Origin of the sequence: Saccharopolyspora oryzae, from assembly GCF_027853915.1 — a bacterium.
Taxonomy (GTDB): Bacteria; Actinomycetota; Actinomycetes; order Mycobacteriales; family Pseudonocardiaceae; genus Saccharopolyspora; species Saccharopolyspora oryzae.
The window spans coordinates 54,487-66,687 of the sequence record NZ_JAQGLA010000037.1; the positions used below are offsets into that span (position 1 = coordinate 54,487).

Below are 12,201 nucleotides of genomic sequence, written 5' to 3' on the forward strand. Positions count from 1 at the left end.
GGACTTTGTTGGGTCTGGAGGTGGGGTAGCGGTGCTGCTAGCCCAGGGGCGGTTGCTGGATGCGAATCCCGTCGACTACGTGCTGTTGGCGTTGTACTTCGCGTTCGTGCTGGGTATCGGGTATTTGGCTCGGCGGGCGGTGTCGACGAGCCTGGACTTCTTCCTGTCGGGCCGGGCGCTGCCGGCGTGGGTGACCGGGTTGGCGTTCATCTCGGCGAACCTGGGCGCTATTGAGATCATCGGCATGTCGGCCAATGGTGCTCAATACGGAATGCCGACGATGCATTATTTCTGGGTCGGCGCGGTGCCCGCCATGCTCTTCTTGGGCGTGGTGATGATGCCGTTCTACTACGGCTCGAAGGTGCGCAGTGTTCCCGAGTTCATGTTGCGGCGTTTTGGTCGTGCCGCGCATTTGGTGAATGGTATTTCTTTCGCGGTCGCGCAGGTTCTGATCGCCGGCGTGAACCTGTTCCTGTTGGCCAGCATCGTGAATGCGCTGCTGGGTTGGCCGTTGTGGGTTTCGGTGTTGATCGCGGCGGCGATCGTGCTGTCGTACACGGCGCTCGGCGGTTTGTCGGCGGCGATCTACAACGAGGTCCTGCAGTTCTTCGTGATCGTGGCGGCGCTGCTGCCGCTGACGATCGTGGGCCTGATCAAGGTCGGTGGCGTGCAGGGCCTGATCGACAAGGTCACCGCTGGTCCGGGCGGTGCGGAGCAGCTCTCGGCCTGGCCGGGCACCGAGCTGACCGGCTTCTCCAACCCGGTGTGGAGCGTGATCGGGCTGGTGTTCGGTCTGGGATTCGTGCTCTCGTTCGGGTATTGGACGACGAACTTCGTCGAGGTGCAGCGCGCGATGGCCTCGAAGAGCATGTCGGCCGCCCAGCGCACGCCGATCATCGGTGCGTTCCCGAAGATGTTCATCCCGTTCATCGTGATCATTCCGGGCATGATCGCCGCGGTGGTGATCCCGGAGATGAGCGAGTACAAGGCCGCCGGTGGACCGGAAGGCGGATCGCTGAGCTACAACGACGCGATCTTGTTGTTGATGCGGGATCTGCTGCCCAACGGAATCCTGGGCATCGCGCTGGCCGGTTTGCTGGCGTCGTTCATGGCGGGCATGGCGGCGAACCTGTCGTCGTTCAACACGGTGTTCACCTACGACATCTGGCAGACCTACATCGTGCGGGACCGGCCGGACAGCTACTACCTGAACATGGGCCGCTGGGTGACCGTCGGCGCGACGCTGGCGGCGGTGGGCACCGCGTTCATCGCCTCCGGCTACTCGAACCTGATGGACTACTTGCAGCAGCTGTTCTCGTTCTTCAACGCGCCGCTGTTCGCCACGTTCATCCTCGGCATGTTCTGGAAGCGGATGACCCCGCACGCCGGTTGGGCCGGTCTGGTGCTGGGCACGGTGTCCGCGGTGGTGGTGTTCGCGATGTCCGAGACCGGGGTGCTGGACCTGCCGGGCCAGGGCGCGAGCTTCGTGGGCGCCGGCGTGGCGTTCGTGGTCGACATCATCGTCAGCGTCGTGGTGTCGTTGGTGACCAAGCCGAAGCCGGAGACCGAGCTGGCCGGGCTGGTGTACTCGCTGACGCCGCGGTCGAGCCGCCAGGCGGCGACCAGCGGCGAGGACGCCGGCTGGTACCGCCGTCCGGGTCTGCTGGCCGGTATCGCGCTGGTCCTGGTCATCGCCCTCAACATCATCTTCGCCTGACCGAGGAGGTCTTCCCATGCCAGGACAGGGTTCCGGCCATTCCGCGGGTGCCTTCGACATCCGCACCGTCATCGCGCTGCTGTTCGCCATCTACGGCGTGGTGATCACCGTCGTCGGCGTCGTGCAGCCGCAGTCCGAGATCGACAAGTCGGCGGGCGTGAACATCAACCTCTGGGCGGGCATCGGCATGCTCGTCTTCGCCGCGGTCTTCATCGCCTGGGCGCGCCTGCGCCCGATCCGGGTCCCGGACGAAGTCGGCGAGCAGTAAAACCTGTCTGACGCACTCGTTTTGCGTGGCGGTGCGGGTGGCGGAACCTCAGACGCCGCCTGGCTGCGGGATCCCGTTCTTATGTATGTCCGATACACGGCGAACGGGCTGTCCTCGCCAGGCGACGTCTGAGAACCCGCGGCGGTGCGAGCTGCGGGGGTGGGCTAAACGCCTCCGGCGTTTCAAAGCCAAAGACGGGTTCTGAGAGCCCGCACCACGACGACGGCGTCCGCACTCCACGGTGCGGGCGCCGTCGTCGTTGCAGCAGAACGACCGGTTCCCGTCTCGGAGCCGCGGGTCGATCGCTAATGTGAGCGACGTGTTCCGTCCCGTGCACCTGATCGTCGCCCTGCTCAGCGCGCTGGCCGTGGCCGGCTGCGCCGCCCCCGGGGTCGAGCCGACCGTTTCCGAGCGGCGAACCGTCGAGGTGCCCGAGCTCCGGGCGGACAAGCCGGGGGAGATGCTGGACCCGGCGTTCGCGCCGGAGCGGCTGCGCGGGATCGACGTGTGCGAGACCCTGCGGGCCGCCGGCCTGGAGAAGTACGGCACGCCCGCGCCCGAGTTCAGCCCGGACGGGTTCGGGACCTGCTCGAACTACATGAAGGACCACAACGGCAAGGACTTCGGCGCGACGCTGTACTTCGACTACGCGGTGCAGGAGCCGAGCAAGCACCAGATCGCCGGGCTGCCCGCGGAGATGAGCGAGAACGGCACCGGGACCTGCTTCGTCAGCGCGGCCTACGCCGGTGCCGACCTGAAGATGTTCGAAACCGCCCGCGGCGTGGGGATCCAGCTCTCCAGCGAGCAGGGCGACGCCTGCTCACCGGCGGTGCAGCTGCTGACCGACGTGATCGACGTGGTGCGGAACAAGCCGCAGGTGAACGCGCGGACTTCGGGCGGTCTGGCCGGTTTCGACCCCTGCGAGATCACCGACCCCGAGGTGCTCCGCCGCGCCATGGCGGGCGCCAACCCGGACAGCAGCGGCGGCCGCGGGCTGTACGAGTGCAAGTGGTTCGGCGAGAACGGCGTCGTGGCGGTGGTGAGCTTCCAGCTCGGCAGCATGCAGGAGACCGGCGTGCCGCCGGGCGCGCCGCCGCCCCCGCCGCTGGACCTGGGCGCCCCGACCGCGGTGGAGGTCTACCTCGATCCGCCGAGCTGCGCCATCGAGTGGGAGCACCGCAAGGCCGCTGCTGACAGCGAGTTCGTGCACGTGGAGATCTCGAACTCGGAGAGCGTTCCGCTGGATCCCTGCACCAGTGCTGGAGATCTGGCCCGACAGGTGCGGTCGAAGTTGCCCCGGGCTTGACGGTCCCGGTCGGCCTCTTGATTCCGTAGGCTGCACGATGACAACGACCGACGTAAAGGTGGGAGGCCGGCCATGACCCAGACCGCCCGAGGCGACGTCGAGATTCCGCCCGCGACCAGCGCGGAGTCCCCGACGTTCGAATCGATCGACCCCCGCACCGGCGAGGTCGTGGGGCGCCATCCGATCCATTCCGCGGCCGAGGTCGATGCCGGCGTCGCGGCGGCCCGCGAGGCGCAGGAGGCCTGGGCCGAACTCGGTTTCTCCGGCCGCAAGCAGCACCTCGACAAGTGGCGAAAGCTGCTGGCCAAGCGGGTGGACGAGCTGGCCGGGGTGATCTGCGCGGAGACCGGCAAACCGCTCGACGACGCCCGGCTCGAACTGGTCCTGGTGATCGACCACCTGCACTGGGCGGCGAGCAACGCCGAGAAGGTGCTGAAACGCCGAAAGGTCTCCTCCGGCGTGCTGATGGTCAACCAGACCGCCACCGTCGAGTACCTGCCGTTCGGCGTGATCGGCGTGATCGGCCCGTGGAACTACCCGGCGTTCACGCCGATGGGCTCCATCGCCTACGCGCTGTCCGCGGGCAACGCGGTGGTGTTCAAGCCCAGCGAGCTCACCCCCGGCGTCGGGCAGTGGCTGGCCGACAGCTTCGCCGAGGCGGTACCGGAGCACCCGGTGTTCCGGCTGGTGACGGGGTTCGGCGAGACCGGCGCGGCGTTGTGCGCGTCCGGGGTGGACAAGGTCGCCTTCACCGGTTCCACCGCCACCGGCAAGCGCGTGATGGCGTCCTGCGCCGAGAACCTGGTCCCGGTGCTGGTCGAGTGCGGCGGCAAGGACGCGCTGATCGTGGACGCCGACGCGGACCTGGCCGCGGCCGCGGACGCCGCGGTGTGGGGCGCGATGTCCAACGCCGGCCAGACCTGCATCGGCGTGGAGCGGGTTTTCGTGGTGGACGCGGTCGCCGACCGCTTCGTGGACATGATCACCGAACGCGCCGCGAAGCTGCGGCCGGGCGGTGAGCCGGGCGCCAACTTCGGGCCCATCACGATGCCTTCGCAGGTGGACATCATCCGCAGGCACATCGACGACGCGCTGGAGCGCGGCGGCCGGGCGCTGGTCGGCGGCGAGCACTCGGTGCGGCCGCCGTTCGTGGAGCCGGTGGTGCTCACCGACGTGCCGGACGACGCCCTCGCCGCCACCGAGGAGACCTTCGGGCCGACCATCGTCGTGGAGCGCGTTCGCGACGTCGACGAGGCCGTGACCCGCACCAACAGCACCCGCTACGGCCTGGGCGCGACGGTGTTCTCCCGCGCCAGGGGAGCGGAGCTGGCGCGGCGGCTGCGCAGCGGCATGGTCGCGGTGAACTCCGTCGTCGCCTTCGCCGGCGTGCCCTCGCTGCCGTTCGGCGGGGTCGGCGACTCCGGGTTCGGCCGGATCCACGGCGCCGACGGCTTGCGCGAGTTCACCCGCCCGCAGTCGGTCACCCGCCTCCGGTACAAGATCCCGCTGAACCCGATGAACTTCGGTCGGTCGAAGGGCACCATCCGGCGCATGGTGCGGCTGATCAAGTTGGTCCGCGGGCGCTGATCGACTCGCCGTTTCCGCTGGGCTTGCGCCGGGGGTGCCAGGAAGGTTCCCTGGCTTCGCACCCCCGGCCGGGCGCGGCGGGTGCGGGAGCGGGCACGCCCGGGTGGGAAGCACACGGCGCATGCGGCTAGCGGCGCAGGCAAGGAGGCCAGCGGGTGAAGAAGATCATCAACGATCCGGCGGCGGTGGTCGCGCAGTCGTTGCAGGGCATGGCCGCGGCGCACCCGGACCTGCTGCGGGTCCGCACCGATCCGGCGGTGGTGGTGCGCGCGGACGCGCCGGTGGCGGGCAAGGTCGCGGTGGTGTCCGGCGGTGGGTCCGGGCACGAGCCGCTGCACGGCGGGTTCGTGGGCGCCGGGATGCTGTCCGCGGCGGTGCCGGGCGCGGTGTTCACCTCGCCGACGCCGGACGCGGTGCAGGCCGCGATCGACGAGACCAACGGCGGTGCGGGCGTGCTGCTGGTGGTCAAGAACTACACCGGTGACGTGCTCAACTTCGAGACCGCCGCCGAGCTGGCCGGGCTGGACGACGTCGACGTGCGCAGCGTGATCGTGGACGACGACGTCGCGGTGAAGGACTCCACCCACACCGCGGGCCGGCGCGGTGTCGGCGGCACGGTGCTGCTGGAGAAGATCGTCGGCGCAGCGGCCGAGCAGGGCGCTGACCTGGACCGCTGCGAGGAGCTGGCCAGGCGGGTCGTGGCGCAGGTGCGCTCGATGGGCATGGCCCTGACCGCGCCGACCGTGCCGCACGCCGGGCAGCCCAGCTTCGACCTCCCCGACGACGAGGTGGAGATCGGCATCGGCATCCACGGCGAGCCCGGCCGGTCTCGGGTGCCGCTGACCTCGGCGGACGACATCGTCCGGCAGCTGCTGGAGCCGATCCTGGAGGACCTGCCGTTCGAGTCCGGCGACGAGGTGCTGCTGTTCACCAACTCGATGGGCGGCACGCCGCTGCTGGAGCTCTACCTGGCGCACGGCATCGCCGAGCGGCTGCTGGCCGAGCGCGGCATCCGCGTGCGCCGGCGCCTGGTCGGTCCGTACATCACGAGCCTGGAGATGCAGGGTATGAGCTTGACCCTGCTGAAGCTGGACGATGAGCTCACCGAGCTCTGGGACGCGCCGGTGCACACCGCCGCGCTGCACTGGTGAGGGAGAACGCCGGATGGGTTGCACTGCACAAGACGTGATCGCGGCGCTGCGGGCGGGCGCGGCCACCGTCGCCGAGCACCGGGACGAGCTGATCGGGCTGGACCGCGCGATCGGCGACGCCGACCACGGGGAGAACATGGACCGCGGGTTCCGCGCGGTCGTGGCCAAGGTGGACACCGCCGCGCCGGAAACGCCCGGCGCGGTGCTGAAGCTGTGCGCCACCGTCCTGATCTCCACCGTCGGCGGCGCTTCCGGCCCCTTGTACGGCACGGCGTTCCTGCGCGCCGCGGCCGCCGTCGGCGACGAGACCGACCTGGACGGTGCGGCGGTCGCGAAGGCGATCAAGGCGGGGCTGGACGGCGTGGTCGCCCGCGGCAAGGCGGTGGCCGAGGACAAGACGATGGTCGACGCGCTGATCCCGGCGGTGGAAGCGGCCAAGAACGCCGCGGAATCCGGTGAAGGCCCGGCGAAGGTGCTGGCCGCCGCGGCCGACGCCGCCCACCAGGGCGCGCAGGCCACCGAACCGCTGGTGGCCCGCAAGGGTCGCGCGTCCTACCTCGGGGAGCGCAGCGCCGGGCACATCGACCCGGGTGCGCGCTCGACCGCGCTGCTGTTGACCGCATTCGCCGAAGCCGCGGGGGCTCGCTCATGAACGTCGGACTGGTCATCGTCTCGCACAGCACCCGGCTGGCCGAAGGCGTGGCGGAACTCGCCCTGCAGATGGCGCCGGACGTCCGGGTCGTCGCTGCCGGTGGGCTGCCGGACGGCAACATCGGCACGGACTTCGAGAAGGTCTCGGCAGCCCTGTCCGACGCCAACACCGGCGCGGGCGCGGTGGTGCTCTACGACCTGGGCAGCGCCCAGATGGTCGCCGAACTCGCGGTGGAATCGCTCGGCGACCCGAGCACCTCGCTGGTCGTGGACGCGCCGCTGGTCGAAGGCGCGGTCGCTGCGGCGGTAGCCGCGCAGGGCGGCGAGCCGATGGCGGCCGTGGGCCGCGCCGCGGAAGCGGCGGCCGCGGGCGGGCTGGCGGAGCCCGAGGCGGCGCCCGCAGCGGAGGAAGTCCGCGAGGAGCTGGAGCTGACCAACGAGGTCGGTCTGCACGCGCGGCCGGCGGCGCTGCTGGCGCGGAGCCTCGCGGGGCTGCAGGCCAGCGTCAAGATCTCCCTCGGCGACAACGAGGCCGACGCGGCCAGCGTCCTGGGTGTGATGGGCCTGGGTGCTCGTCAGGGCGACCGAATCGTCTTGCACGCCAACGGTCCTGACGCGGCGCAAGCCGTGGAGCGGATCCTCGACCTGGCCAAGCGGAACTTCGACGAGTAGCGCGGGGTTAGGGTGGGGTGATGTCGCCGCGTCTCCGCCACCGAGGCCTGCCGCTGCTGTTGTTCCTGTTGCTGGTGGCGGGGTGCACGCCGGGCGGATCGCCGCAGGCTCCCGCCGCGCCGCGGCAGGATTCCGGCTCCTCGCAGGCGATGCTCGGCGATCTGCGCACAGTGGACCCGTGCACCATGACCGATCCCGCCGCGCTGCGGGAGTTCGGTTCGGCGGAGAACGCGGGCACCGTTTCGCTGGACTACTGCCTGCTGCACGTGAAGCTGACCAACGGTTCGCTGGTCCAGCTCGCCGTCGGTGAGCTGGGCCGCGGGCCGGACCAGCCGGGTGATCCGGTGGTGCCGCGCGGCCCCCTGCGGATCGTGCAGAACGCGCCGCTGCCCGGCCACTGCAGCAGGCAGATCCTGTTCGCCGACGACCTGGCGCTGCGGGTCAGCGCGGACCTGCTGGTGGGCGATCCGGCGTCCGGGCTGTGCGGCATCGCCGAAGCCGGAGCCAACACCGCGGCCGCTGCGCTGGAGCAGCACCGCGTCGGGCACCGCGAGTTCCCGGCGAACTCGCTGGCCCGGGTCGACCCGTGCCAGGTGCTGGATTCCGCCGAGGTGCAGCAGATCCCGGGCTTGGAGGAGGCTCGGGGGCGGCCGAACCCCAGCGGGCACCAGTGCTCGTGGGGCGAGCAGTCCGCGGATGCGCCGCGCGTGCAGCTCAGCAACACCGCGGGTGATCCGCCGAAGGTGCTGCACGGTGCGGCCACCGAGGAGACGATCGCCGGGCGGCGCACCGTCGTCAGCGTCGTCGGCGGTGATCCGCAGCTGCCGCTGTGCTCGGCCGAGACCGGGAACCTGCCGTTCGGCCCCGACGGGCAGGTCGAGGTCGCGCAGCTGGTGGTGGCCGTGCCCGGGATGACCGGCATCGACGCCTGCGAGTACGCCCGCGGTCTGGCCGGGAAGGCCTGGCCGCACCTGCCACCGCCAACCCCGTAGCGGAGCGGTTACCGTTGTCGGGTGCCTCGACGCAATCGCCAGCAGCGCCGCCCGACAGCTGACACCAGCCACCGCGCGATGGGCACTGCTTTCGGCGCGTCCCGCGTCGAGCACGGCCCTGACGGCGAGTGGATGGTGCGCACCGTCCCCGCGGCGCAGGCCACCAAGGTCTACCGGTGCCCTGGGTGCGACCACGAGATCCAGCCGCGCGTGGCGCACGTCGTGGCGTGGCCGAGCGCGGCGCACGGCGGCGTCGAGGAACGGCGTCACTGGCACAACGGCTGCTGGAGCGCGCGCACCCGCCGCGGCCCGACCCGGCGCTGGTCGTAGCACGTCACACCATGCCCGCCACCCGTTCGTGCGAGGATCGGGGGCGATGAGCACCGAGATCCGCGCCAACACCGTGCTGCCCGCCCGCCGGGAGCAGATCACCCTGCACACCGCCGACGGGCTGGAACTGATCGGCGAGCTCGCGCTGCCGGAGTCCGGGCAGCCGCGCGCCACGATGATCTGCCTGCACCCGCTGCCCACCCACGGCGGGATGATGGACTCGCACATCTTCCGCAAGGCGGCGTTCCGGCTGCCCGCGCTGGCCGACTTCGCGGTGCTGCGGTTCAACACGCGCGGCACCGCCAGCGAAGCGGGCCGCAGCCAGGGCAGCTTCGACAGCGGGAACTCCGAGCGGTTCGACGTGGCGGCGGCCCTGGAGTTCGCCGAGTTCCACGACCTGCCGAACGTGTGGCTGGTCGGCTGGTCGTTCGGCACCGACCTGACGCTGGTGCACGGCCTGGACCCGCTGGTGGAGGGCGCGGTGCTGATCTCCCCGCCGCTGCGCTGGAGCACCGAGGAGCACCTGGCCGCCTGGGCGGAATCGGGCAAGCCGGTGCACGCGCTGATCCCGGAGTTCGACGACTACCTGCGCCCGGAAGAGGCGCGCAAGCGCTTCGCCGCCATCCCGCAGGCCGAGGTGACCGGTTTCCCGGACACCAAGCACCTCTGGGTGGGCAAGGCCGAGGACGCGCTGGACGCCATCGTGCGGACGATCGCGCCGGACGTCCCGACGCCGCTCCCGCGCACCTGGGACGGCCCGTCGGAAACCCGCCAGGTCACCATCGTCAACTCCTGACCCGTTCGGCGGCGTTCGGCCGGATCGGCAGGGTGAGCAGCGAGATCCCCGCGGTGACCAGGAAGGTCGTCGACAGGCCCGCGTTGTCGGCGAGCACGCCCAGCGCTGCCGGGCCGATGATCGTCCCGATGCCGAGGAACAGCACGACCGCGCTGAAACCGGTCGCCGGGCGTTCCGGGAAGAGCTGGTAGCTCCAGACCGCCAACAGCCCGGAAACCGCCATGAAGGCGGGCCCGTAGAGCACGGCGGACAGGCCTGCCGCGGCGAACGATCCCGGCGCCGTGCCGAGCGCGACGACCGCCACGACGAGCATGCTGAACAGCAGTGCGTGCGTCGAGCGCAGTCCGAGCCGTTCGATGACGGCCCCGGCTGCCAAGCCTCCGATGCCCGCGAGGCCGATCAGCGTCCAGAACACCGCTGCGGCGGTCGGGCCGGCAGCGACGAGTTCGGCGGCGAACGTCCAGTACACCGATCCGATCAGGCCGTAGGACAGCGCGGTGGCGAACAGCGGGATCGCCGGTCGGCGGAAGAACCGGACGCGCACACCGGTTTTCGGTCCGGCCGGGCTCGGGCCGCCTGGCAGCAACCGTGCATTGTGGACGGTTACGGCGACGGCGATCGCGGCGAAGAAGGCCCACGCGTACCGCCACGCGGTGCCCGTCGCCACCAGCGCCAGCGCACCGGCCGCGACGGTGCCGAACGCGGTGCCGGTGGGCAGCACGGCCAGCATCCGCTCCCGACGCTCCGCCGGGACGACGCGCGGCACGGCGTCCGAGTAGGGCGCCCACACCCAGCCCGAACTGGTGCCGGCCAGCACCAGCCCGACGACGAGCGCGGTGGGATCCGGTGCGAAGGCCACCAGGGCCATTCCGGCTGCGGCCGACAGCCCGGCCGTGACGATCAGCGGCCGCGGGCCGATCCGGTCGGAGAGCGCGCCAGCGAGGACCAGCGCGATCAGGTAGCCGACGTAGGTGGCGCTGCCGATCGCGCCGAGCAGGGCGATCGGCAGGTCGAACTCGCGGCGGATCTCCGGCAGGAACAGGCCGTACCCGTAGCGGGCGAAGCCGAAGCTGACGCCGATCGCGGACGCACCGGCCAGTCCTAGTCGCCACTCGGGCGGGAGCTTGCGCAGTGGTGTGGACACCGAGGCGATTCCCTTCATCCGGTCCATGTCGGTGACCAGCATCGAGTCGGCCCGCGCTACCGACGAGTGGCGAAAACGTCGCGATTCGATAGATTTGCGCCATGGCTTCCGAGGCTGACGAAGGGCGCATCAAGGTCGTCGTGCCAGTGCTGGAGGACTGCCCGCTGTTCGAGCTCGCCGTGCCGTGCGGGGTGTTCGGGCCGGACCGCCGCGACCTCAGCCCGCGCTGGTACGACCTGACCGCGTGCCAGACAGGACCGGAGGCGCACCGCGCGTCGGGCGGGCTGTTCGTGCAGGCGCAGCAAGGGCTGGAAGCGCTGGCCGCTGCGGATCTGGTGGTGGTTCCGGCCTGCGTGATGCCGTCCTACCGGCCGCCGGAGGAGCTGCTCGACGCACTTCGCGCGGCGCACGAGCGAGGGGCGCGGGTGGCCGCGCTGTGCTCCGGCGCGTTCGTGCTGGCTGCGGCGGGTCTGCTCGACGACCGCTCGGCCACCACGCACTGGATGTACGCCGACGAGCTGCGACGGCGGCATCCTCGGGTCCGGGTCGACGAGCATCCGCTCTACATCGACGAAGGCGACGTCCTGACCAGTGCCGGAACCGCTGCGAGTCTGGACCTGTGCCTGCACATCGTCCGCCGGGACTTCGGCGCCGCCGCGGCCGCCGATGTCAGCCGCCGGATGGTCATCGCGCCGCACCGCGAGGGCGGCCAGGCGCAGTACATCCCGCCCGCGTCGAGCCGGGCTGAGGCGGACGGGCTCGCTCCGGTGCTGGACTGGGCCCGCCAGCAGTTGCACCGGCCGTTGACGATCGCCCAACTCGCGGAGCGCGCGGGGATGAGCAACCGGACCTTCGGCCGCCGCTTCGCCGAGCAGGTCGGCACCACACCGCTCAAGTGGCTCAACCGCCAGCGCCTGGCCCGGGCGCGCGAACTGCTGGAAACCACGGACCTGACCGTCGACCTCGTCGCCGAACGCAGCGGCCTCGGCACGGCGAGCGGCCTGCGCCAGTACTTCCAGCGCGAGCTGGCCACAACACCGGCGACCTACCGCCGAACCTTCCGCCGCCAAGCGCAGTGACCGCGGGCAGGGTTTCCCCCAGGTCAGGTGCGCGGGTGCTCCAGCCGGAACACCACTTCGGGACGGCCGTCGCGGACGCGTCGTTCGTGCAGCGCGAATCCGAGCTTCTCGGCGATGCGGATCGACGGGGCGTTGTCGGCGTCGGTCACGATCACCACGGGCCAGTCGGGGCGCTGCCGGCGCGTCCAGTCGATCGCCGCTGCGGCCATTTCCGGGGCGTAGCCGTTGCCCCACGCGCTCGGCCAGAACCGGTAGGCGAGGTTCAGCACCGGCTCGTCGCCCTCCGAGGAGTGCCGCACGCCGCCGAAGCCGAGCACCTCGCCGGCTCCGGTGCGGCGGACCGCCCAGTACCCGATGCCGTCCGAGGCCCAGCCCTGCTGGAAGCGGTCGAACAGCTCCCGGGCCTGCTCGGGTGATCGGCGCGACCAGTCGTCGTAGGGGTGGGCCTCCGGAGCGGAGTGCACCGCGATGAAGGCTTCGGCGTCGGCGGGTTCGGGGCGGCGCAGCA

13 protein-coding genes are annotated in these 12,201 nt (G+C 71.1%); 11 read left to right on the plus strand and 2 right to left on the minus strand.

Features of this window, described 5'->3' with window-relative positions; translation table 11 throughout:
* Nucleotides 1–34 precede the first annotated feature (34 nt).
* The 10 genes from OU415_RS21520 (at nucleotide 35) to OU415_RS21565 (ending at nucleotide 9,470) form a co-directional block, all read left to right on the plus strand.
* The gene (locus OU415_RS21520) at nucleotides 35–1,717 is read left to right on the plus strand and encodes a sodium:solute symporter family protein (protein ID WP_270950742.1); all 1,683 of its coding nucleotides are present in this window, start codon (nucleotides 35–37) and stop codon (nucleotides 1,715–1,717) included.
* A gap of 16 nt (nucleotides 1,718–1,733) precedes the next feature.
* Nucleotides 1,734–1,985 (plus strand): hypothetical protein, encoded by a 252-nt coding sequence (locus tag OU415_RS21525; protein ID WP_270950727.1) that lies wholly within the window; start codon nucleotides 1,734–1,736, stop codon nucleotides 1,983–1,985.
* A gap of 319 nt (nucleotides 1,986–2,304) precedes the next feature.
* Nucleotides 2,305–3,291 (plus strand): hypothetical protein, encoded by a 987-nt coding sequence (locus OU415_RS21530; protein WP_270950728.1) that lies wholly within the window; start codon nucleotides 2,305–2,307, stop codon nucleotides 3,289–3,291.
* A 72-nt stretch (nucleotides 3,292–3,363) separates the two neighbouring features.
* A complete protein-coding gene (locus tag OU415_RS21535; RefSeq protein ID WP_270950729.1) occupies nucleotides 3,364–4,878 on the plus strand; it encodes an aldehyde dehydrogenase family protein in 1,515 nt (504 codons plus the stop codon).
* 155 nt (nucleotides 4,879–5,033) lie between these two features.
* Entirely contained in the window at nucleotides 5,034–6,029 is a 996-nt protein-coding gene (gene dhaK / locus OU415_RS21540) for a dihydroxyacetone kinase subunit DhaK (RefSeq protein ID WP_270950730.1), read from the plus strand.
* A 13-nt stretch (nucleotides 6,030–6,042) separates the two neighbouring features.
* Nucleotides 6,043–6,681: a dihydroxyacetone kinase subunit DhaL gene (dhaL, locus tag OU415_RS21545; RefSeq protein ID WP_270950731.1), complete on the plus strand. Its 639-nt coding sequence runs from the start codon at nucleotides 6,043–6,045 to the stop codon at nucleotides 6,679–6,681.
* Nucleotides 6,678–7,352: a dihydroxyacetone kinase phosphoryl donor subunit DhaM gene (dhaM, locus tag OU415_RS21550; protein ID WP_270950732.1), complete on the plus strand. Its 675-nt coding sequence runs from the start codon at nucleotides 6,678–6,680 to the stop codon at nucleotides 7,350–7,352. The genes dhaL and dhaM overlap by 4 nt, the downstream gene beginning before the upstream one ends.
* 20 nt (nucleotides 7,353–7,372) lie before the next feature.
* Complete coding sequence (locus OU415_RS21555) at nucleotides 7,373–8,344, plus strand: DUF3558 family protein (protein ID WP_270950733.1); 972 nt, start codon at nucleotides 7,373–7,375, stop codon at nucleotides 8,342–8,344.
* Between the two features lie 21 nt (nucleotides 8,345–8,365).
* The gene (locus tag OU415_RS21560; RefSeq protein WP_408641885.1) at nucleotides 8,366–8,674 is read left to right on the plus strand and encodes a hypothetical protein; all 309 of its coding nucleotides are present in this window, start codon (nucleotides 8,366–8,368) and stop codon (nucleotides 8,672–8,674) included.
* Nucleotides 8,675–8,720: 46 nt separating this feature from the next.
* Nucleotides 8,721–9,470 carry an alpha/beta hydrolase gene (locus tag OU415_RS21565; RefSeq protein WP_270950734.1) on the plus strand — a complete coding sequence of 250 codons (750 nt, stop codon included), beginning with the start codon at nucleotides 8,721–8,723 and terminating at the stop codon, nucleotides 9,468–9,470.
* On the opposite strand, the gene OU415_RS21570 is transcribed toward OU415_RS21565, so the two are convergent.
* Nucleotides 9,460–10,656 (minus strand): MFS transporter, encoded by a 1,197-nt coding sequence (locus tag OU415_RS21570; protein ID WP_270950736.1) that lies wholly within the window; start codon nucleotides 10,654–10,656, stop codon nucleotides 9,460–9,462. The genes OU415_RS21565 and OU415_RS21570 overlap by 11 nt on opposite strands.
* A 59-nt stretch (nucleotides 10,657–10,715) precedes the next feature.
* Between OU415_RS21570 and OU415_RS21575 the strand changes: the two genes are divergently transcribed.
* Nucleotides 10,716–11,693, plus strand: a complete 978-nt coding sequence (locus OU415_RS21575; RefSeq protein WP_270950737.1) for a helix-turn-helix domain-containing protein — start codon at nucleotides 10,716–10,718, stop codon at nucleotides 11,691–11,693.
* A 23-nt stretch (nucleotides 11,694–11,716) separates the two neighbouring features.
* On the opposite strand, the gene OU415_RS21580 is transcribed toward OU415_RS21575, so the two are convergent.
* A partial coding sequence (locus OU415_RS21580) for a GNAT family N-acetyltransferase (protein ID WP_270950738.1) occupies nucleotides 11,717–12,201 on the minus strand: 485 nt, incomplete at its 5' end.